General features: G+C 52.8%; 21 protein-coding genes. 5 read left to right on the forward strand and 16 right to left on the reverse strand.

Annotated features, from left to right (window positions below; all coding sequences use genetic code 11):
* Positions 1 to 81 precede the first annotated feature (81 nt).
* Positions 82 to 1,365 carry an O-acetylhomoserine aminocarboxypropyltransferase/cysteine synthase gene (locus QEH53_RS19850; RefSeq protein WP_309024966.1) on the reverse strand — a complete coding sequence of 428 codons (1,284 nt, stop codon included), beginning with the start codon at positions 1,363 to 1,365 and terminating at the stop codon, positions 82 to 84.
* A 195-nt stretch (positions 1,366 to 1,560) separates the two neighbouring features.
* Between QEH53_RS19850 and QEH53_RS19855 the strand changes: the two genes are divergently transcribed.
* A complete protein-coding gene (locus QEH53_RS19855; RefSeq protein ID WP_309024967.1) occupies positions 1,561 to 2,943 on the forward strand; it encodes an MATE family efflux transporter in 1,383 nt (460 codons plus the stop codon).
* Between the two features lie 13 nt (positions 2,944 to 2,956).
* Here the strand turns inward: QEH53_RS19855 and QEH53_RS19860 are convergent, their stop codons facing one another.
* From QEH53_RS19860 to QEH53_RS19870, 3 genes are all read right to left on the reverse strand, one after another.
* Positions 2,957 to 4,321 carry an outer membrane protein transport protein gene (locus QEH53_RS19860; protein WP_309024968.1) on the reverse strand — a complete coding sequence of 455 codons (1,365 nt, stop codon included), beginning with the start codon at positions 4,319 to 4,321 and terminating at the stop codon, positions 2,957 to 2,959.
* A 130-nt stretch (positions 4,322 to 4,451) separates the two neighbouring features.
* Positions 4,452 to 5,354: a hypothetical protein gene (locus QEH53_RS19865; protein WP_309024969.1), complete on the reverse strand. Its 903-nt coding sequence runs from the start codon at positions 5,352 to 5,354 to the stop codon at positions 4,452 to 4,454.
* Positions 5,330 to 5,731, reverse strand: coding sequence for a hypothetical protein (locus QEH53_RS19870; RefSeq protein ID WP_309024970.1), 402 nt, complete (start codon positions 5,729 to 5,731; stop codon positions 5,330 to 5,332). The genes QEH53_RS19865 and QEH53_RS19870 overlap by 25 nt, the downstream gene beginning before the upstream one ends.
* Before the next feature lie 491 nt (positions 5,732 to 6,222).
* On the opposite strand from QEH53_RS19870, the gene QEH53_RS19875 reads away from it, so the two are divergent.
* Positions 6,223 to 6,474 (forward strand): hypothetical protein, encoded by a 252-nt coding sequence (locus QEH53_RS19875; RefSeq protein ID WP_309024971.1) that lies wholly within the window; start codon positions 6,223 to 6,225, stop codon positions 6,472 to 6,474.
* An 83-nt stretch (positions 6,475 to 6,557) separates the two neighbouring features.
* Positions 6,558 to 7,199 carry a pyridoxamine 5'-phosphate oxidase gene (gene pdxH / locus QEH53_RS19880; protein WP_309024972.1) on the forward strand — a complete coding sequence of 214 codons (642 nt, stop codon included), beginning with the start codon at positions 6,558 to 6,560 and terminating at the stop codon, positions 7,197 to 7,199.
* A gap of 29 nt (positions 7,200 to 7,228) precedes the next feature.
* Here the strand turns inward: pdxH and QEH53_RS19885 are convergent, their stop codons facing one another.
* Both QEH53_RS19885 and QEH53_RS19890 read right to left on the reverse strand, forming a co-directional pair.
* A complete protein-coding gene (locus QEH53_RS19885) occupies positions 7,229 to 8,029 on the reverse strand; it encodes a DNA-formamidopyrimidine glycosylase family protein (protein ID WP_309024973.1) in 801 nt (266 codons plus the stop codon).
* Entirely contained in the window at positions 8,029 to 9,195 is a 1,167-nt protein-coding gene (locus QEH53_RS19890; protein ID WP_309024974.1) for a Xaa-Pro peptidase family protein, read from the reverse strand. The genes QEH53_RS19885 and QEH53_RS19890 overlap by 1 nt, the downstream gene beginning before the upstream one ends.
* A 255-nt stretch (positions 9,196 to 9,450) precedes the next feature.
* Between QEH53_RS19890 and QEH53_RS19895 the strand changes: the two genes are divergently transcribed.
* Positions 9,451 to 10,416 carry a choice-of-anchor A family protein gene (locus QEH53_RS19895; protein ID WP_309024975.1) on the forward strand — a complete coding sequence of 322 codons (966 nt, stop codon included), beginning with the start codon at positions 9,451 to 9,453 and terminating at the stop codon, positions 10,414 to 10,416.
* Between the two features lie 13 nt (positions 10,417 to 10,429).
* Here QEH53_RS19895 and QEH53_RS19900 read toward each other — a convergent pair whose 3' ends face one another.
* Together QEH53_RS19900 and QEH53_RS19905 are read right to left on the reverse strand one after the other, a co-directional pair.
* Complete coding sequence (locus tag QEH53_RS19900) at positions 10,430 to 11,230, reverse strand: Hsp33 family molecular chaperone HslO (RefSeq protein WP_309024976.1); 801 nt, start codon at positions 11,228 to 11,230, stop codon at positions 10,430 to 10,432.
* Between the two features lie 90 nt (positions 11,231 to 11,320).
* The gene (locus QEH53_RS19905; protein WP_309024977.1) at positions 11,321 to 12,169 is read right to left on the reverse strand and encodes a hypothetical protein; all 849 of its coding nucleotides are present in this window, start codon (positions 12,167 to 12,169) and stop codon (positions 11,321 to 11,323) included.
* A 207-nt stretch (positions 12,170 to 12,376) separates the two neighbouring features.
* Here QEH53_RS19905 and QEH53_RS19910 point away from each other — a divergent pair, with 207 nt between their 5' ends.
* Positions 12,377 to 13,081 carry a hypothetical protein gene (locus QEH53_RS19910; protein ID WP_309024978.1) on the forward strand — a complete coding sequence of 235 codons (705 nt, stop codon included), beginning with the start codon at positions 12,377 to 12,379 and terminating at the stop codon, positions 13,079 to 13,081.
* A 46-nt stretch (positions 13,082 to 13,127) separates the two neighbouring features.
* Here the strand turns inward: QEH53_RS19910 and QEH53_RS19915 are convergent, their stop codons facing one another.
* The 8 genes from QEH53_RS19915 to QEH53_RS19950 all read right to left on the reverse strand — a co-directional run bounded on the left by QEH53_RS19915 (position 13,128) and on the right by QEH53_RS19950 (position 21,414).
* Positions 13,128 to 14,213 carry a tetratricopeptide repeat protein gene (locus tag QEH53_RS19915; protein WP_309024979.1) on the reverse strand — a complete coding sequence of 362 codons (1,086 nt, stop codon included), beginning with the start codon at positions 14,211 to 14,213 and terminating at the stop codon, positions 13,128 to 13,130.
* Positions 14,214 to 14,327: 114 nt separating this feature from the next.
* Positions 14,328 to 14,531, reverse strand: coding sequence for a hypothetical protein (locus tag QEH53_RS19920; protein WP_309024980.1), 204 nt, complete (start codon positions 14,529 to 14,531; stop codon positions 14,328 to 14,330).
* A 41-nt stretch (positions 14,532 to 14,572) separates the two neighbouring features.
* Positions 14,573 to 15,247 carry a phosphate signaling complex protein PhoU gene (phoU, locus tag QEH53_RS19925; RefSeq protein WP_309024981.1) on the reverse strand — a complete coding sequence of 225 codons (675 nt, stop codon included), beginning with the start codon at positions 15,245 to 15,247 and terminating at the stop codon, positions 14,573 to 14,575.
* A 92-nt stretch (positions 15,248 to 15,339) separates the two neighbouring features.
* Positions 15,340 to 16,122, reverse strand: coding sequence for a phosphate ABC transporter ATP-binding protein PstB (gene pstB / locus QEH53_RS19930; protein ID WP_309024995.1), 783 nt, complete (start codon positions 16,120 to 16,122; stop codon positions 15,340 to 15,342).
* A gap of 58 nt (positions 16,123 to 16,180) precedes the next feature.
* Positions 16,181 to 17,323 (reverse strand): phosphate ABC transporter permease PstA, encoded by a 1,143-nt coding sequence (gene pstA, locus QEH53_RS19935; RefSeq protein WP_309024982.1) that lies wholly within the window; start codon positions 17,321 to 17,323, stop codon positions 16,181 to 16,183.
* 8 nt (positions 17,324 to 17,331) lie between these two features.
* Positions 17,332 to 18,924: a phosphate ABC transporter permease subunit PstC gene (gene pstC / locus QEH53_RS19940; protein ID WP_309024983.1), complete on the reverse strand. Its 1,593-nt coding sequence runs from the start codon at positions 18,922 to 18,924 to the stop codon at positions 17,332 to 17,334.
* 160 nt (positions 18,925 to 19,084) lie between these two features.
* Positions 19,085 to 19,924, reverse strand: a complete 840-nt coding sequence (locus QEH53_RS19945) for a phosphate ABC transporter substrate-binding protein (protein WP_309024984.1) — start codon at positions 19,922 to 19,924, stop codon at positions 19,085 to 19,087.
* A 170-nt stretch (positions 19,925 to 20,094) separates the two neighbouring features.
* Positions 20,095 to 21,414: a putative porin gene (locus QEH53_RS19950; RefSeq protein ID WP_309024985.1), complete on the reverse strand. Its 1,320-nt coding sequence runs from the start codon at positions 21,412 to 21,414 to the stop codon at positions 20,095 to 20,097.
* Between the last annotated feature and the right edge of the window lie 150 nt (positions 21,415 to 21,564).

Below are 21,564 nucleotides of genomic sequence, written 5' to 3' on the forward strand. Positions count from 1 at the left end.
GAGCGCAAGCCAACAAAAAGGTACGCTACCCGAAGATAGCGTACCTGAGTTCGAAATGGCTTGTTTAAGCGCCGACTTCGCTTACACGCCTGCCGCCGCGATCGCTTGATCGATATCGGCAATGATGTCCTCGATACTTTCGATGCCGACAGAGAGGCGGATGAGCTCCGGTGTAATTCCACCGGAAGCTTGCTGCTCGACCGAAAGCTGGCTGTGAGTCGTCGTCGCAGGGTGGATCGCCAAACTCTTGGCGTCGCCCACATTGGCGAGATGGCTGAAGAGCTTGAGCGAATCGATGAACTTCGAACCCGCTGCAGCCCCACCCTTGATGCCAAAAACGACCATGGAACCGCCTTTGCCGTCGAGGTACTTCTGAGCTTTGGCGTAGTTGGGATTGTCTTCAAGACCTGGATACTTGACCCACTCGACCGCATCGGAGGCCTGCAGATGCTTAGCAACAGCTAATGAGTTTTCGCAATGACGCTCCATGCGTAGGTGCAAGGTCTCGATTCCTTGCAGAATGATCCAAGCATTGTCGGGGGATATACAAGCTCCTAAGTTGCGGAGAGGCACGGTGCGCATACGTAGGATGAAGGCGAGCGCGGCCAAAGGCTCAGGCAAATCGTGGCCCCAGCGTAGACCATGGTAGGATTCGTCAGGCTGATCATAGAGCGGGAACTTCCCGTTGGCCCAATTGAATTTGCCGGAGTCGACCACGATGCCGCCAATACCCGCGCCGTGACCGCCAAGCCACTTAGTGAGCGAGTGCACGACGATGTCCGCCCCGTGCTCTATCGGTCGGTTCAGGTAGGGCGTGGAAAAAGTCGCATCTACGATGAGCGGCAAGTCCTTGGCGTGCGCCACGTCCGCCAAGGCGGCTATATCTGTGACGTCGAGGCCAGGATTACCCACGCTTTCGCAGAAGACTCCACGCGTGTTCTCGTCGATCGCGTCCGCAACGTTTTGCGGGTCGTTCGCATCGACGAACTTCACGGTAATTCCAAGGTCTGGCAGGATACTCGCGAACTGTGTGTAAGTGCCGCCGTAGAGATTGTTTGCGGAAACGATGTTGTCCCCCGCCTTAGCGATGTTGATCACCGTATAGAATATCGCGCTCGTTCCCGAGGCCAAAGCCAAGGCCGCGGCCCCGCCTTCCAACGCCGCCACGCGCTGCTCTAGCACGTCTTGGGTTGGATTCATAATGCGGGTGTAGATATTTCCGAGCTCCTTCAGAGCAAAGAGGTTCGCCGCGTGTTCGGTATTGTTGAAGACGTAGGACGTCGTACGATAGACGGGAACGCCTCGTGAATTGGTTGTCGGATCAGGTTCTTGCCCTGCGTGCAGGCACTTGGTTTCGATATTCATTATGAGAATTCGCTGGGTTAGTTAATAAAGGCTTCGCCAACCAGGCATGGAGACGAACGCGAAAAAAACGGCAGCATGTCTCATCTTTCTGGGAGGTACAACAAGGAATCCGCTCGTTTGGAAGCGAGAAAGCGAAAACAGGCCCGTTTATTTGTCTTTCATTTCACCCCGCTTTCCCTAGGCCAATAAAAAGTCATGCTCCTCGCAGATTTCAAAGCTAGGTGGCCAGGGGAAGCCGGCTACCGCCAACTCCTTAAAGTCGCGTTCCCGCTGATCGTCAGCTCAGGCTCGACCTCCCTCATGCTGTTCATCGACCGCATGCTGCTGAGCTGGTACTCCAATGAAGCGATCGCCGCGACCCTACCCGCTGGCCTGCTACACTGGACCCTCATCTGCCCTTTCTTCGGCATGGCGATGTATACCTCCACGTTCGTAGCTCAGTATACTGGAGCGAACCGGCCCGAACGGGTAGGCGCCTCGATCTGGCAAGGACTCTATCTTTGCATTATCGGCTCCCTCGCCTTGCCAGCGATCTCCCCCCTCGCTGACGAATTCTTCGCATTAGTCGGACACGCTCCTCGTATCCAAGAAATGGAGTCGAGCTATTTTAAGATCCTAAGCTTTTGCTCCTTCTTCTTCCTGACCAACGCTGTGCTTTCCAGCTTCTACTCAGGAAGAGGCCGCGCTTGGACTATCGTTTGGATCAATTTCTTGGCAATGTTCCTGAACACGGTCTTCGACTATGCTTTGATTTTCGGAAACTGGGGATTCCCTGAGCTCGGTATCGTAGGGGCCGGCTACGCAACGCTTGCTAGCTCAGCCGTCGCATCCATCATCTACTTCTTCCTCGTCCTGAGCCGGCACAACGACGCTGCTTACGCGACCAAGAGTTCGTGGAAACTCGAGGTAAACCTGATCCGGCGAATGGTGAAGTATGGCTTTCCCGCAGGAATACACTTCTTCCTCGACGTCATCGGGTTCACTATCTTCATCATGCTGATCGGTCGTCTGGGTATCGCCGATTCCGCAGCGACCAATATCGCTCACCAAATCCACCTCCTCGGGCTGCTTCCGCTTGTCGGCCTTGGAATTGCCAATACAATTTTGGTAGGGCAATATCAAGGAGGCAAGCAAAGCCACCTCGCCGAAAAGGCGACCTATTCCTCCATTCATCTAGCGACTGCCTACAACCTAGTCGCCGCCTCCTGTTACCTCTTTCTCCCACTGCTCTTCATTGGGCCGTTTTTCCTGGCCCGCCAAGAACCGCCATCCGAAGAACTTCTACAAATCATCACGAACCTGCTGAAGTTCGTCGCCCTCTTTACATTTTTCGACGCGCTCGTTATTCTAACTAGCGGTACCTTGAAGGGCGCTGGCGATACGAAGTTTGTCATGCGAATACTGACCGTCACCTCAGTGACTCTCGTCATCATTCCGACGATCCTCATCATCGAGGTTTACCGGCTTCCTCTCTACTATGCTTGGAGCATCCTTGCGGTAAACCAGATCAGCTTGAGCGTTATCTTTAGCCTCCGCTTCCGCAGCGGTAAGTGGAAAGACAATCAGGTTATCGAATAAGAGGGTCGTCGCTTTAAAATCGTCTGCTCAAACCCATGCTCAGCAAGGAAACCGATGCATCAATCTTGCCGTAAAGCCGTTGTCCTGCCGAGTGACTAGTGTTGTCGATCATGGGGTCGTCGACGATGATGCTAAGATAGGCGAAGTGCAGATCGAGCTGCTTGGTCGCGGCAACTGATAATCCCAGGGAGATCCATTTGCGGTCCTCGTCCGGAATTCGTGGCGAGCGAACCTCGTCGTTCGGCACAGGTGATTCGTCGTAAGCGAGGCCGAAACGCCCCATCAACCTGTCATTGAATTTATAGGACGCGCCGAGACTGTATTTGCTCACATCTTGCCAGAGCTCGGGGATCACGTTCGCTGGGGGCGAAGGATTTTCGAATTCAATGCGCAGCTCTTGGAATTCGCTCCAGGAAGTATTGGTGACATCCGCCATAAGTGAGAGCTTCTCAGTCACGTTGCCAAACACCGAAATCGAAAGCGTATCCGGAAGATTGATATCCACCCCGCCGCCCTGGTCCGCAAAGGCATCGCCCAGAACGCTCTCCAAAGCTCCTACCGTAAAGTCGGCTTGGCCTGACAATCCTAACTCGACCTTGGAGCGATAGTGCACGCCCAGGCGCCAGTCTTCGTTCATTTCGTAAAGGGCTCCTACGTTGAACCCCCAGCCATCGCCATCTCCCTCCAAACGAAGACCGCCATCGTATTTCGGACCACCCATGTTCGCTTGGATGTCCCCAGCTAGAGCAGAAGACTGAGCATTGACAGGAATTCCTCCCAATTGAAATTGGTTCAAAAAGACAAGACCCATATCGATGGCATTGCTCAAAACCGCGTCAGCCTTAACATAATCTAGACCGCCCCCAATCGAGAGCTTGTCGTTCACCCGGAAAGCTAGGGAGGGATTCACCAGAACCGTTTTCAGCTCCGTGCGCCTCGCCACGTAGCGACCCACCCAGTCATCTTCGAAATCAGTGGTTAGCCCGAAAGGAGCAGAGATACCGATACCCCAAACAAGGTCGTCATTCATCGGGGCTACATAGTACAAATTCGGAACCAAGGCCTCCTCTTCAGAAATCGCGTCACTTCCTTGAGTCGGAGCCGTTAGAGTGGTCGAGCCGAGATTAGTAAATTCGGCCTCTGGCATGATAAAATGGATACCAGCGTGGAGCTGTGGCTTCTCGATAAGAGACATGCCAGCCGGGTTGAAGTAAACTGTGGATGCATCCTCCGCTGACGCGGCGCCACCCGCGTAGGCGTTTCCTAGGCCAGATATGCTCTGTTCTTGGATCGCGAACCCCGCTGCAAACAAGTTAGATGCGAAAAGACTGATCGATGCAAAAGCAGTTATACCAAGGTTTTGGGAGGAGCATTTCATAAAACAGTGTCGTCGGGGGCTATCACCTTTGTCGCGTCCATTGGCGTCGGAGGCTGCATTTACCGAAAAGTACATGCTCTGCACGTTTTTTAGCAAGTGTACGGTGGCAAAAGGTCTGCCTTTTCGCCTCCTATTTACGTTCCTCAAGCACGAACTCGCATTCCGCCTTTAGGCGAGCGGCCAAGATCTGCCCCGCTCGGTAAACACGTTGCTGCTCCTCACGATACTGTTCACGTCCAGCGGCAGATTCTATGTAGATTGCGCTGTATCCGTATTCAGAAAGATCGTACGGGCTAGCCCGCATGTCAAGTTCCCGAGCTTCCAAGGCCAGCTCGAAGCAAACCCTCAGCAAATCGGAGCCCAACCAAGGGCTTCCCTTGTAGGTCCACCGATAGAGATCCATATTGAAGTGGATACAGCCAAACTGTTCGTTTTCTTCACGCTCGTCGCGTCCTGGGGTCAACTCGTTCAGAGGCCGCGCTTCTGGAGTGAAAAAACGGAACGCGTCCCAATGTGAACAGCGAATCACGCTGTTCTCTACTACTTTTGCAAGTTCCTCTGGGCTCAACCGCAAAGGTGTCGTCTCATGGCGAATCTCCTTTGCTTTGTAAACCATGGCCCACTCGTGCAAGCCAAAGCAATTGAAACGCGGCGGCCTATTCTGGGCTGCTCCGATAAGAGAATGCACCCAACGAATCCGCTCGATGGCGGAATCATCCATTTGAGCAAGATTGAGGCCTACTCCGTATTCGGTCTCCTGATACCGGTTATCCGCTAGAAATTCCTCGGCGGCATCCCCTTTTAAGAATTGATGCGCAGCTGGCCTCCATCGACGCAACACCGTGCGATTCGTCTGGTAGTACGCAAAAAGGAAATCGTGCACAGGGTGTTTTTGGCGGCTGTCCCGACGTTTCCGATAGGCATCGATGTAAGGTCCTACTACGCCTTCGTGAATGGAGGCCATCGCCTGCCATTCTGGCTCCTCAAGGACTTGTATCCGTGCGGCGCTTACAGTACTTGCTTCGCTATCCACTCCTCTACCTCCTCATCAAAATATACATCCTCGAGAGCTTCCCGAGCCCAGAGTTCCGTTTTTCCTAGGCGGTCGAGCACTCGAGCTGACACCACCTGCACCGCTGGGACCTCGCTCCACACAGATCGCGCAGCGCAACGCCAATGGGCAGCGTCGATGCGTTTCGGATTCTCCAGTTGTTCTCGGCAGGTATCGCATACAAAAACGCAGGTTTCGACAACTGGCGCCTCGTCCTCGGGTGGCACTGGAAAAGGACGCAATGCGACTCCCGAAGTTTCACAAAGCTCGCACTTCGAGCCGGAACGCCGCGTTAGGTCTTTGCCAAGAGCGCTAAGTTGAGCCTGCTTGGCTTGGTGTTTTTCGAGTCCTTTTGCCATTTTGAAATAGGTCTCAACCCAATGCCCATAGATCTACTCGCTGGCAACCCTTTGAAATAAAAGTCCTCAAGAACGGATATGGTCAGCCTTTGATAGATCGTCCGCCACGGTTCTACAGAGCTTTCAGCCACTGCGCTAGATACTAAGAGCGGCCCCTTAAATTTTGAAACAGATTATTTACGGAAAAACGGGGAAACCATTATCTTTCCCTTCAAAATGAAGGCTCTGAATGATCAAGCTTACCAAGATACTGAGGTCACCTTCTAAAACACCCCAGCTGGCTAAGGATATTTTGAAAATTCATAAGCTAAGATCCTCTATGCCTTAACTGCCCTCATAGAGAGTTCCCTCTAATGGCAGTGAATTCTATTGCGGCTCCCGCTTAACGTCCTTCAACATGGCCAAACTCTCACCACGGACAAAGCAAAGCGGAACAAGCTACCGCCGCCCGTTACCGAGACTGTTAACAACGCAACTACCGACAACGACTGATGGACCCGATCAATTCGAATCCCTTTTTCAACTCCGCTAGACTCTACCAAAACCGTCCAGCGCAGCAGAATCCCAATCCTTCGGTCAACAATGCAACCTCCGCTGCAAGTACACCACCAAGCACAGGAGCGGCGGGAAAGAGTGAAGAGCTCTCTAACCTATTCGACGACGACGCTCTGCTCAAGCTCCAAAGCAATCTGGAAGCCATCGCTCAGATGGCAGAGCAATCACTGAAGCAGATCGATATCTGATTTAGGTTCGACAACAATCTGTACGTTCAGCTTTTGCGGCAAAAGCGTTGCACAACGCAGCCTGAACATTAGATCCTTCTCCCATGGCAGACCTTGGGGATTTGAGAGAAGAATACGGTCACGACACGCTGAGCGAAGACTCGGTGCATCCCAATCCGATCGAACAATTTCGGATCTGGTTCGACCACGCCGTCGAACAAAAGATACCGGAGCCCAATGCTATGAGCCTCGCCACCGTGGACGAGGACGGACAGCCTTGGCAGCGGACGGTACTGCTCAAAGCCTATGACGACAAAGGATTCGTCTTCTACACCAATTACGAAAGCCGCAAGGGCAAACAACTCGCCAACAACCCGAAGGCCTGCGTCCTCTTTCCATGGATACAACTCGAACGACAGGTCATTGTAACCGGCACCGTGGAACGCGTCTCAACTAGCGAGTCCCTGAAGTACTTCGCAAGTCGGCCCTTTGGCAGCCGACTCGGAGCATGGGTTTCCCAGCAAAGCGCCGTGGTCTCATCCCGCTCTATTCTTCTGGCGAAATTAGAGGAGATGAAGAACAAGTTCAAAGACGGAGACGTACCTCTCCCCTCGTTTTGGGGCGGCTATCGCATTAAGCCCGAGACGATAGAGTTCTGGCTTGGCGGAAAATCCCGCATCCACGATCGGATCTTCTACAATATGGCAGAGGACGGTAGTTGGGCTATCAGACGACTAGCACCCTAAGGTGTTACTGAAGCGCTTGATCCCACTTTTCAGAGCTGCACTTCTGGTGACCAGCAGGTCGTACGACCGCCAATCGTATCTCGTCGCAAAGGTACTCCCGAAACGGGGCAAATCCCTCCATCACGCCAGCGATGGGTGAATAGCCATTGTTTCGGCGGATCACTGTAGTCCTTTCCTATGATTCGAAGAGCCTCACGGCACACCCAGCGCAGCTCCTTGAAAAGCGCGTTACGCTCGGCATCCTTCAAGGTGCCCAAACGACGATCCGGCTTCAAGCGAGCCCGCCAGAGAATTTCGTCCGCCATCCAATTGCCCACTCCTGGGAAAAGCTCCTGTTGCAAAAGCAGGCTCTTCACGATAGCTTTGTCACGTCGCTGAAGAAGCAAGTGGAAGCGTTTTCGCGTAAACGCTCGATCATGCGGCTGCGGCGGCAAGTCCTTCCACCAGCCGGGAAGCTCGCCATCGTCCGTTTCGTGCAAGGCTAGCCGTCCAAACTGGCGCGGATCGCGAAACACAAGCAACGATCGCGAACTCCTCAGGGCGAGATGATCATGCTTCAGTTCTTCGTGGTCAGGCTGCAGACGATGCAGCGAGCCAGTCATTCCTAAATGAACTTCCAGAAATCGATTCCCCGAAAAGGCAAATAACATTCGCTTTCCATGCGTGTATCCGGATAGCAATTGCGCTGAATCGATAGAGGCGACAAGCGTTGCGGCATCGAGTTCGCGACAGCATCGCGGCTGGGAATGGAACCACGCCACATCGAAACGCTCCCCGCAGGCAGCCTTCCAATGCGAGCTGTGAAAAAAGACTTCCGCGAGTTCGGGCACTATTTGATCTGCCAGCGATAGTGGTACTCGCTAAGGAATTCCGGACCATCGTCCCGCACCGCCACCACGTCCTCGATACGGCACCCCCCTACGCCAGGATAATAGAGTCCCGGCTCAACGGTCACCACCGCGTTCCGCTTCAGCTTGTTCGAAACGACTGAAACACGGGGTGCCTCATGAACCTCTAGCCCAAGACCGTGTCCCGTTCCATGGATAAAGCCTTCCGCGCCGCTCTCGCCACAACGCGTTTCGTATCCAAGTTTCGCGAAGGTTTCGAGGACGGACCCATGAACCGTCTTGCCGTTGACCCCCGTCTTTACTTTTTGGATCGCATCTTGTTGAGCCTTGAAGACCGCATCAACGATCCCCTTCTGAGCTTCGTTCGCTTTCCCTTTCAGAAAGGTGCGTGTCATATCTCCGTGGTATCCAGTTCTGGATACACGCGGAAACACGTCGACGATGATCAATTCGTTCGCTCGCAGCGGTCCTTGCCCCGCGCAGTGAGGATCGCAAGCCTGATCGCCTCCTGCTGCAATCGTATCCATGGAAAGTGAACCGGCCTCCAAGCAAGCGATTTCGATAATGCTCCGGAGCCGCTCCGAAGTCAGCGTCTTCCCGCCGAGCACAAGTTTACCTTTCTTTACTAGGCTCTGCCGGATCGCCTTTTCCGCTGCTCGAATACCGATGGCACTGCAGCGGTTTCCTTCACGAATCCACGCCAGCTCTTCCTCGCTTTTAGTTTCGCGGCTTGGAAACAAGCTGCCTTCGCAAACATCGACTTTCACACCCAACTCCACCAATTGAAATGCCAGCGAGCTGGGAAAGTCGCCCGGCACTTTGAAGCTCTCAATTTCGAACTCTGCCGCCAAAGTCGACACGAGCTCTGCGTATCCTACTTTGGCTCGCTTAAATTTCTCGCGCGTCACTTCTAACCAAAGCTCAAGCTGGAGTACCTCGTCGAAGCGCGATTCCTTCAAAGCGCGAGCATACTCGAGCTGATTAAGAACCGCATACCACTTGCGACCCTTCTTGAATGAGATGAAGGCATCGGGAACGCTGAAGCCCCCGATGTAGAGCTGATCGGCGCTCATGCGTGTGTCCGCATAGAGCAATGGGGAAGCGGGCAATTTCTTGGCACGCTTGGCAGGCGCTTTCTTCTTTGGCATCCACACATGCAAATTCTGACGATCCACTTTGTAAACGTTCGAGTGAGTGATTTCCCCATCTAAGGTGCAAAAAACGCTCAGTCAGAACTGCCGACACAGAACTGACGGAATCCGTTAAGCCCAGAGCGATGGGCCCTCAACGTACTCGGTAGAGATATTCATTCATTTTGATGTCTCACGCCATCTTTACCCTTGATTGACGATCCGAATCTGCCGATGGGGCGATATACAAATTCAAGTCCGCTCCTAATTTAAATGAACCCTATCACACGAATTCTCAACCTAACCGCACTTACTTGCGGAATCAGCCTAGCGACTGTCTCTCTCAACGCTGTAAGCATCAATTTATCCGAGGCAGGCGGCTACAATCTCATCACTTGGGGCGATGCTACTCTTAAGAATTCGGATACAGAAGGACGCGTAGCCGTTGGCGGAAATGCGAGCTTCGGATCTTACTCGGTCGGCACATCAACTTTCGCTGACGATCCCGCCCGAGCCCAGTTGACTGTCGGTGGAAATCTCGACGGTTCAGGCGGGGGACAAGTCTACAACGGCAGCATCTACGTAGGTGGCAATTATACGAGCCCGGGCTATAACCTCCACTCGGCACCCGGCTCTTCCATCCAATCAAACCTCGGCAAGGGCAACCTGCCATTCGACTTCGACGCCGCTCAAGCAGCCCTGTTGGCGAAATCCACCAACTGGGGGAGCCTTGACTCAACTGGCTCCGCTCAAATGCAATGGGGCACCCTCACGCTCGAAGGCATCAATAGTGGCCTCAATATCTTCAACATCGACTCTGCCACCCTGAGCGCCGCACACACTTTCAAGATCTTCGTCCCTTCAGGAGCTAAAGCACTAATCAACATCTCCGGAACTATCGCAGAGATGGGAAACATGGGATTCTTCGGCACTCACACCGCCGACAATACCCTCTTCAACTTCTTCGAGGCGGACGAACTGACAATGCTCGGTATCGGTGTTACGGGGTCCATCCTCGCACCCGGGGCAGACCTCAATTTCGCCAGCGGACAAGTAGACGGGCAAGTGATCGCTAACTCCTTCAAAGGAGCCCAATGGAGCACCGGCGAAATGCACAACGTACTCTTCAACGGTGATCCGGGGGAAAAGATTCGCGTTCCCGACACCGGCTCCACACTCGCTCTCCTTGCAGCGGCACTCGTCGGCATCGTTGCCGTTTCGAGAAAGCTGAAAGGCTAGCGGCCCCTTAAACTTAACCCTTGTCCGCTACATACGCCTCGAGCATCTCGCGCGAAACGCGATGCTTGCCCGCGCAGCGAGGACAATTGACTTCGATGAGCTCCTCGCCGAGGAATAGATCTTCCGGATCAGCTCTGAACGAAGCGGCCAAGGCCCCTAGCATACGTTCTTGGTTGCAACCGCAGTGCCAGCGTACGAAGCGAGTCTCCAGGTCGACGACCTCTTCCGTCTCTTCGATAGTGCCAATATCCTCCAGCGTGACCGTCTCGAACCAATTTTCGTCGTAGTCTGGATGAGCAGCTAAGATAGCAAACACATCGGGCTCGAGCTGAAAGAAGCGAGCTGGGCGCTGTTCACTGAACTTGTAGAATTCCTCCACTGCGTGAATCATGTCCGCCCCGTTGAATCCGACGATAGAACGATGCGGCTCGCGACTGCGGCGCACCACGTCCTGATAGAACACGTTTTCTTCAGCCTGCTTAACGCCTTCCGTATAAATCCGCCCTGTCACGTCTCCTGTACCGGTGTCTCCAGCGAGAAACAGGTTGTGCAGCGGCTGCTGGAAATTGACTGTCCAAGCCAAGAGATCATTTCGGGGCCGAGAGATACAATGTAGGCTAAATAGGGCGATCGCTTTCTTTAGCCTCTCATCCAAATCTGGCCTCAAAGAAAGCCCGTTGTCCTTCTGATGCAGGTAATAGTCGACATAGAGCTGGCTGAAATCGGCCTTGGCGTAGAGCAGGTTACGACCACGCACGAAGCGTGACATGATGGAGAGCACCTCTGATTCGTCTGATGGCGGATTATCTGGCATCCCTCGGTATTGGGCAATCGAATCGCAGATCTCAAGCATGAGAAGGCAAATCCGCGAAAACGCCCCGTCTAAACTTATATCCGCCCAACGCTATTCCGGTTTCGCCTCGCCGAGCAGATTTCGAAGCCGCTCCGCCGATTCCACGAATTCGGCGAAACGCTGGTGCCTGGGCGCTGAGCGGACTAGTTCATCATAGGCGAGCAGTGCCCGCTCGTTTTTGCCGAGTTCCTCGCCTAGGGCTCCTATTCGCTCCAGAACTTCAATGCGAATCGAGCCAACTGGGATGCCCAACCGATACGCTTCGATCATGTGCTCGTAAGCTAGCTCCGAATCGAGTTCGAAGCTGAAATACGCTTCTCCCATAATGCGATGGACGTTTTGACGGAGCTCCGGAATATTGATATCGGAAACGATCGGTTCCAAATTCTGGATACGCTCCCAAACCTCATCGCCGCTGCCGTCGTCATCGTAAATATGCAGGGTCGCATACTTCACGAAAGCCATCTGACCGAAAAAGCGCTCCGGCCACTTTTCGTAGAGATTCCAGTAAAGCTTTTTAGCTGCGGCGATATCCTGCTCGTAAGGGTTCGATTGGATTACGCGTGCATTGTAATAGGCAGCAGCCAAGCCGATCGCATCGCTGTCGTTGTCAGCGATGATCATTCGAAACATGCGCTGGGCGATTTGGTACGGCTTTTCGCCGTCCTTAACAGGGACTTTCCCATGTAAAGTATCGAGAGCGTTGGTGTAGAGAGAGAGTCGCTGGTTATCTTTGCCCAACGACCTCAGACGGTTGAACTCGGTAGATCGGCCGCTGTAGACCAGCATCACCTCCTGCTCCCAAATCGGTCTTTCCTCATCCTGAGCCCAGGCGCCCATAGCTGAAGCGAGAACAAGCAAGAGAGCGACAAGACGCCGAAGATTAAATTGGTTCATCATGTGTCGAGTGGGGTAAGTGTGAGGCTGCCATTACCTTGGTCCAATTCGCTAGACGCGCAACTCAGGAGTGAAATCCGGGGCTTTTCCGCTAGTACGAGCCTCGAAAAAACACGGATTCGCTGAATGCTTGCTAAAGTCACGTCTCTGGGGATAATTCGACGCTACCCCACTGCTGCTAACATTAGCACCCTAACCTTCGTCCCACGAATGCTTAGAAAACGCCTGATCCAAGCTATTGCCATCGGTTTCACTCTGTCACTTCTATCTGGCTGCGTGTACATACGCCTGCTCAAGTTCAAGGGGCAGCTCTATTCCTTCGACGAGTTTGTGGTCGTGGAGCTCGATAAAGGACTCTCCCTCAAATTTCCGAAACCCGTAGTACGCGACGAGGACTTTGTTTTCATCACCGAGTCCCAGCCAAGCAGCATCGCTGAAATATCTCAGGAGCCTAAGGTCGAAAACTGGAACTGGCGCTTTGAGAAGCAAATCCAGAACGAGGATGGCACCCCGTTCAGCATTATTTTCCGAACACGCTTCGAGGAGGGTCTCCTGACGCGAATTGACTTCGACGAAAAGCTGCTGGAAGCGATCCCTGCAGGCTTCATCGTAGAGCTCTTTCGCAGCCTTGGGGAAGCCAAGATCAACAAGCTTCGCAAAAGCGCCACCGCAGCCATGAACCGAGAAACCATGCATGGTGTACCACTGCCCACTTTGACCGACATATCGGACGTCATGGGCCAACCCACCGACAAGGACAAGAAAGACAAGCGACGCCTCTGGAACTACGTTTTCAACTTCTACAATCCAAAGAACAAAGACCTGTCAGGCCAGTTCGCGATCGTCTTTCAAAGCGATTCCGAAAATCCTGACCAGGAAATTGCGGGCTTCGAACTCACCGGGAAAGCCCGCTAAGGTTTTCGAGCAGAGAAACCATCCGATGGGAGAAACACAAAGCCGACTAGGGCTTGATGCGAAGCAGTTTCTTAAACGCTGTCGCTGCACTTTCTATCCCTCCTTCGCGAGCCTTGGACAAACCCGCTCGGTACAATTCTGCAGCTTCTGGACTCCGGTCCAACTGCTCCAGCATTTGGCCAAAGAAAAGGTAGGCATCCAAGTTGTTAGGATTGTCCTCTAGGACCGCCTTGAAGGTAGATTCGGCCTCCTCGAACTCGCCAAGCTGATTGAGGAAGGATGCTAGCGCCACTTGCGATTCTGCATTCTCGGGTTCGACTTCGAGAGAGCTGCGGATACTGCGAACCGCAAGACTAAGGCGACCAGACTGCGACTCTGCGTATGCATACATCTGATACGCCCTCACCAACAACTGCTTCACTCGCTCAGAATCAGGATGTTTCTTGCGCAACTCTTCCAAGAAGCGAACTCCTTCGGTCCGGCTTCCCTGAGCCAGCAAGAGGTCACCCTTCATCAGGTAAACATCCATGATTGCGGTACTTTCCTCGATCAAGCCATCGACTAGCTTTAAGGACTCCGCCCATTTTCCTTGCACGCGATAAGCGTCAGCCAAGTGGTAACGATATTGTTCCTTGCCTGGAGTGAGCTCCATCACTTTCTTGAGATTCGCAATCGCTGCGTAAGGCTTCTTTAAACCGATGTACGCCTTGCCGATTTCGTAGGTCAGTTGTTCCGATTCTGGAAAGCTTTCCAACCCAACCTTAAGAGCATTCACCGCATGCTCGGGACCGCCTACGATCCCCATGACACGTGCCATTTTCAGGAATAGTACTTCGCTCCCTCCAAACTCTTCAATCGCTTTCTCGAATACGAGGACCGCACGCGGCGCATCGCCCGTCTCTAGGTAGAGGTCACCAATTAGGTCGAGCTTATCCATGCTCGCCCCGTTTTCCTCCACGTCAACCCAAGCAAGCTTAAGCTTTTCCTGCAATCCGTTGGGCTGGGCATCGAGGTCGGCTACTGCGGGTTCAACATCGGCGGCAGATACTGAACTCTCCTCTTGAGCAAAGCTGGTTGAGACTAATGCAGCGCTTAGGAATGCGCAAAGAAGCAGGATAAAAGTAGACTTCATAGCTGAATGATGGGGCGTAATTCGGGGCACGTAGACTGGTCAAAGCCTTGTAGCTTAGGCAAGATTTTCTGGAGCCGATAATCGGAGACTACCTTCGATACGAAAACCGGCGTACTAACGTGCTGCAACCAATTCGAGCAAGCGGACTGCTATTCGCGAGAAGGTGATGCAAACGGTAAGGATACGGTTTCCAGTCGTCTCGCAGCCCGCGAATAGCAAGACCGGACGCATAAGCGAACCCAGCTGCCACGCCGCCACCTGCGATGGATAGCATTCGGCGGCAAGGATAGAAATCAAGCGAACATGGGCATGCTTCATCTCACCCACAATTTGGAGCGAGTTTGCCTTTGCCGTAAAGCTTAGACCGACTTTCTATCGGCAATCACTTCCTTGAGGGAGTGGGTAGTCAGCAAGTAGTAGACCTCTTCAGCAATGTTCTGAGCGTGGTCCGCAATGCGCTCCATCGACTTGGAGATGAATACCATTTCAGTGCCAAAATCGACACGCTTGGGATCTTTCTTCATCATGTCCAAAAAGTAGCGGAAGTTCTCGCGATTGAGCGAATCGACCTCCTCGTCACGCTCCGAGATTGCGATAGCTCTGGTGGAATCTTCATCGATAAAACAATGCAGTGCGTCCTTTAGCATTCCAACCGCGAGTTCGCACATCCGCGGCAAGCGACCGAGGTCATCTGTCGAGCTGCCCGTTTTGAGGATTTTGGCAGTTCGCTTTGCAATGCTTGTCGCTTCGTCGCCCACCCGTTCCAAATCGTGGCTCGCTTTGATCGCTACGAACAGCAACCGCAGATCACGCGCGACTGGAGCGCGCAAGCCAATGTAGCGAGCTACCTCGTCGTCTATTTGCTTCTCAATCTCGTCGATCCGGTCGTCAGCAGCGCGAACTTGCTGCGCGGTCGCTAGATCGGAATCAAGCAAGGCTCGCATGGCGAGGTTGACGTTGGCGATAGCCTTCTCACCCATCAGCATCAGATGGGATCTTACGTCTTCTAGCTCTTCGTGGAAATAGCGTTTCATGGTTCTGTGGTGAGATTACGGATACAGAGTGCGAACTCAGTATTTGAGTTGAATTGGATTTGACAGAAAAAGTAAGGCGATAGCCCTGCAGATCAGCCGAAACGACCTGAAATGTAGGCTTCGGTTTGTTCGTTCTTCGGGCTCATGAAGATCTCGTCGGTCTTCGCCATTTCGATGAGCTTGCCGAGGTAAAAGAAAGCAGTCTTGTCGGAGACACGGGCGGCTTGCTGCATGTTATGCGTCACGATCACTATCGTGTACTCTTTCTTTAGCGAGTGAATTAGCTCTTCCACCTTTGCCGTTGCGACGGGGTCAAGAGCGGAGCAAGGCTCGTCCATCAACAGGATGTCGGGCTCTACCGCAAGAGCACGAGCGATACAAAGGCGCTGCTGCTGGCCGCCCGAAAGGCTCAGGCCGCTCGTGTCGAGACGATCTCTAACTTCGTCCCACAGAGCCGCCCCCTTCAAGCAACGCTCCACCGCTTCGTCCAGGACAGACTTCTTGTTAATACCTTGGATTCGGAGGCCGTAGATCACATTCTCGTAGATGGACTTCGGAAACGGGTTCGACTTCTGGAAAACCATGCCAACGCGCTTGCGCAGCTCGATGGTATCGACCCGCGGATCATAAATGTCAGCTCCGTTAACCTCGATCTTGCCGCGACCTATGCGTGCGACCTCCACTAGGTCGTTCATGCGGTTTATGCAACGCAGCAAAGTGCTCTTGCCGCAACCGGAGGGACCGATGAAGGCAGTGACCTCATTCTCCTTCATATCCATGTTGATATCAAAGAGGGCCTGCTTTTCTCCGTAGTAGAAGTCGAAATCGGCTACGCGGATGAGCGGACGTTTGGGTTCAGGCTTTTCGGTGGCCATGGACGAGCTTGTCTTGGAAGAAGTAATTACCTTGGGATTGTCTTTAACGAGTGCCATATTACCAGCGATATTTTTTCCGCATGCGGATTCTCAGTAGGATGGAAGCAAGAGCGATACCAGCTACAATGAAAAGGAACACGAAAGCGGTCCCATACTGCATTCTTTCAGTGTATTCATTTTGTGGAATCTTAGCGCTTACTACATAGATGTGATAAGGAAGGGCCATCACGCCCTGGAAGAAAAAGTCCGTCCATTTTTCCAGGCCTTCCCAGGGAAGCTGGTCTCGCATCGCATAAGCGGCGGTGAACATGATCGGAGCCGTTTCGCCTGCTACGCGAGCGACGCCGATGATAGACGAAGTCAGAATGCCGGGCATAGCGTAGGGCAGCACGTTTGTGCGAATCGCCGTCCACTTGCTGGCGCCGAGAGCGAGCGACGCTTCGCGAAGGCCTTGCGGAATCGCCCGCAACGACTCTTCACTGGCGGAAATAACGATCGGCAGGACCATGAATGCGAGCGTGAAACATCCGGCAATGAGCGAGACATTCCATCCTGCAAATCCAAAGTAGATCGGAAGCGGCCAGAATTGGAAGTCATAGCCTTCAAAGGGAGAGAAAGAAAAGATCGGTCCAGCCAGCACGAAGAAGCCGAGTCCAAAAATCCCGAATACGACAGAAGGGACGCCAGCTAGATTCAAAATAGAAAGTCGTATAGCATTGAGGATCTTACCAGGCTTGGAGTACTCGCTGAGGAAAATCGCGCTGAGCACGCCGAGCGTAAGGGCAATGGTCATGGCACCCACCACGAGCAGTACGGTGCCCACGATACAGGGCCAAATACCCCCACCCGAGTACGCGTAAGTAGTCGTATCAATCTCGACTCCTCGCTCCTCTTCAAAGGCACGGAAATTATTGTCGCTCAGTTCGTATTGCTCCCCTTCGTATTCAAAAACATGAAGCGTTTGCGGGGCCTCCGTAAGGAACTCCACATTGACGAAAGGGAACTCAGTTTGGAAAACGGTTTGGCTGCCCTTATAAAATATCGTCAGGAAAATGACGGAGGAGCAAAGCAGGATGAAATAGGTGCCTAGGCGAAATAGCCAGAAGAATGCCTTCTCGGTAGACTTCGCCTTGGACGGTTTCTTGTGGAAGCCGAGGCCTTCGGTTGGGCGCTCTTTTCGTATGGATGCGGTAGCGGGCATTTGCTTAATTAGCCTCGTGAAACCTGGTACTTCAGAACGATCTTCTGAGCCAGGTAGTTGATAAGGAGAGAAAGGAGGAAGAGTACCATCCCCACCATAAACAAGGCGCGGTAGTGGATGCTTCCATTTACGACTTCGCCCAGTTCCTGAGCGATGATACCAGTCATGGTATGGACGGGTTCGAAAAAAGTAGCCAAGCCGTCGGTGAAATCCGGAATCTCGATACGGTTACCCGCGCAGAGCAAGACCACCATCGTCTCCCCTATCACGCGCCCAAATCCGAGCAGTATCGCCGAGATGATGCCAGACAAAGAAGTCGGGACGATGATGCGCATTGTCGTCTGCAGGCGGGTCGCTCCCATTGCTAGCGACGCTTCCTTGAAGGACTTCGGCACATTGTTGATTGCGTCTTCCGCAAGGGTGAAAATCGTAGGAATTGCCATCAGAGCGAGCAGACAGCCAGCCGTGAAAGCAGTCAGGCGCTCGCTGATTGGAAACGCGTCGAGGCCGGAGAAAATAGCCCAGCCAGATGCCTGACGCACAAACTCGCCGAACACTGCAATGCCGAAGAATCCAATCACAACCGACGGAATCGCTGAAATAAACTCGATATAAGGCTTGATGAAATTCTGTTCAGCGGGAGTCGCGACCTGGTTGATGTAGATCGCCGCTCCCACTCCCAGTGGGATAGCGATCACCATGGCGATGGAGGCGACCAGCAACGAACCGGTGAAAAGCGGAAGAATCCCGTACCAATCTTGTATCGAAGAATTGGTTACCCAATCCTTTCCAAAAACAAACGAGGCAAACGCGCTCCCCATCCCGACAGGCTCCTGAGGATCCCACTCCGCGAGACGCGTTTCATACCCGTCCATCTCTGAGACGAACATGAGAGCCAGCTCCTTGAACCGCTGCATTTTATCGTCCAACTTTTCGATTCCGATAGTTGGGAGGTCGTCGGTGAGTCGTATAATGCCGACTGCGACTTTATCGTTCAAAGCGAGGAAATCAGGTTCGCCCTCCTTGATCATTTCTACAAAAACGCTGAGGTCTACATCCAAGACTTCTACCTCTGCCGCCTCTTCGTCACGCCCGAGGGCTAACAAGTTTTCGCGGTGTTCACGATAGTTGGAGGCTTCCACGAACATATTTCGAGCGCCGATGGCGACCTCGTTCATTTCGAGGACATACTCCCGGAGAGGATAACCAAGATCCTCGAAATTGTAGATGAAATCCTCGTAAGATGAGAGTTCTGCCTTGGCCTCCGCGAAGGAAAGTCCGCGCTCCTTCAAAACGGATGCGTGCTCTCCCCTTATGGAGTTTAGGTAGCGGTTTAATTCCGAGAAGGAGTCGGTCTCCTTCTTCATAATCTCCACGTACTCAAGACCCGACTTGCGATAAAGCTCGATATCATGGCGATACTGGCCAAAGAACCCCGCTCCTTCCTTGAAAAGAAAGAAGGTGATCAGTGCCAAGACGATAACCGACACGAGGGCATTTCCGCCGAACAAGCCTTTCAAAGCCTGCCCCTTATCAAGGCCGAGGACGCGCCTCCTGCGTGAGTGCAAGTCGTAACGACCGGACTTAGATTCTTTAGCCATGGGTATTAAAAAATGGATGCGACAGTCGAGCCGCTAAGTAATCGAAGAACCTGCATTCCACCTGTCGGACGAAATGAGGCAAAACCTTACTCACCGTCGAAAAAAGCGACGTCCTCGAGGAAAACAGAGAACGCCGCTACGGCAAAGTCGCTCCTCAGAGTTAGAGGATTGAAATGAAGTGTACGTCCTCGACGATCTTCTGGCCTTCTTTGCTCAAGCAAAAGTCAACGAACTCCTTTACGATAGGACGCATCTTGGCGTTGCCATCGTAGTAGAAATAGACCGGTCGAGCATAAGGGTAGTTTTTCTTCTCAGGCGTGACCCCGTCCACCGGAAGAGTCTTGATCCCTTGAGTGCCTAGATAGGCAAGACCTACGTAGCCGATACCGTTTGGATTCTTGGCAACCTCGGAGGCGATTTGCTCGTTGCCAGCCATCTTTTGAGAAGAACCCGCGTAGTCTCGCTTACGAAGAGCCATTTCCTGAAATACAGCGTAAGTACCAGAGGACGTGTTACGGGTATAAATCGAAATATCGCCGGAAACGCCATTGATCGAGCTCCAGTCTATCACGTCGCCAGTGAAGATCTTTTCAACTTCACGGGAAGAAATCTCATCCATGGGATTCTTTTCGTTGGCGATGATGGCGATACCATCCTTCGCGACTTCGATCGGGGTCATCTTGACTCCCTTTAGGAGCGCCTTTGACTCTTCTGTCTTCTTGGCTTCACGAGAGGACATACCGAGATCGGCAGTGCTGTCGATTACGGCAGCGACTCCGGTAGAGGAACCCTCAGCCGCTATCTCGAATATAACTTCGACACCTTGCTTGGATTTGATCGCCTTGAACTCTTCAGCAAGCTGAGGAACCATCTTTGCTCCAAGAGTATCTGAACCCTTGATAACGATTTTTTCCGCTGCAGAGACGAGGCTAGCAACGCTGAGTGCAAGAGCGGCAAACGCGCTTTTATTTGCGATTCGGGATAGGCTGATTGGTTTCATAATTCTATATGTTCGTTTGGCTCATAGCATGAGCTACAAATTCGAGATTATTCGTGTAACACATGCTCAGTCCAAGAGCTTTAGTGTCACTTTTAGGTTACGGGATCGGGTTTGATGAGCTGGCCGTACCGAAGAGCACGACCAGCAAAAATTGAATGATATTAGCGGGCTTAGAACTTAACCGCCGCGTCCACCTGGAGGAGTTTCACGTCGTCCTTCGCAACGACTGTTGCAGCAAAATCTTCGTCAATCGTATCACTATCCATGTAAGTCACCCCAGCTGTAAAAAAGTCCGTAACGGCATACTTGTAGCTTAAGACAAATCCCGCATGGTTCAGGCTGTTTTTCGCAAAGTCTGAATCCGACAAGTTGGGCGTGTATGACGCACCTTCGAGATAGATATACTCGATACCAGCCTGCCAAGTACCCGACTTCTTCGCGCTACCGTATTGGTATCCAAAATTAAAGAACAAGTCCTGGTCTCCCGTATCTATATCGCTATAGAAGGGTGAACCCACATCATCGACGGCGTCGCCACCAGAGAAGTTCTTTCCAACCGTACCAAACAGCTTTTGACCGACTCCGTTTCCGCTTTTAAACTCGTACTCGACCGGAACCATGAGCACATCGAAATTGCTGAAATACGTAATCGCATTCTCGCCACTGAAACTTGCGCTCTCTGAAAAAGATGACTGCCCACTCGTGGTAGTCAGATACATCGGGGATACCGTCAAACCTTCGCCGTTCGTCCAGCTCGCTTGAGCGACAAACATGAACTCGTCACTGCCCCCCCTATCCTCTCGCTCTTCGTCGATGATGTACTGTCCAAAGTTGTAGGTCATGCTGCCGGATTCGAATGTTTCGGAAATGCCTTCTGGATTGATATCGCTATCCCAAAATGCCGAGCTGATCACAAAAGGGTGCTTGTGCTTGCCCAAGCTGACAGTCACCTCCTCGCCAGCATATTCAAGATAAGCAAGTCCGAGCCTTAGCTCGTCGCCAGTCTTGTCAAAAAAGCCCCCAAAGTTCGCATTGGTAGAGTCGTTCGCGCTCGCAGTCTCCATACGCATTCCCATCGAGTACGCGCTATCTTTGAACGCGTAGTCGGCGCCAAATCGAGCACGATAGCGCCAGCGCTGCCGCGTGTTGCTGCCATCGACATCCTCGCCTTGGAAACGAAAACGAGCGTCGCCATAGAGCTTAAGGCCATCAAGAGCTTTCGGCATCGGAACTGCCGCAACTGGAGAAGCTGCTTGAGCGGTCGACTCAGCTACAGCTGTTTGCACGACTTGCTCCCTCTCAGCGGCAGCTACGACCTCAACCTCCTGCCGGATTACGGAAGCTTCTTCCTCGGTAAGGATCCCCTTGAGGACGAGCACATCCACAAGGATGTCCGCAGTATCGCGCTCGGCTGCGAGCTCGAGAGTTAAGGGCACAGAAAGGAGCGCACCCGACAAAAATGCAGTTTTAGCAAGTTTCGAGAATTTCATTTGGCGTGTGATTTACGGGAGCAAAAAGCGCAGGTCCATTTGCATTGATTGCCAAGTGATTCCGAAAAATTACAAAGGCGAGGCCAGAATCCCAGCAAACCCCTCTTATCACCTCCACGTAACATACCCGTAACGTCACTGTAACACTCC

Source organism: Pelagicoccus sp. SDUM812002 (assembly GCF_031127835.1).
Taxonomy (GTDB): domain Bacteria; phylum Verrucomicrobiota; class Verrucomicrobiia; order Opitutales; family Opitutaceae; genus Pelagicoccus.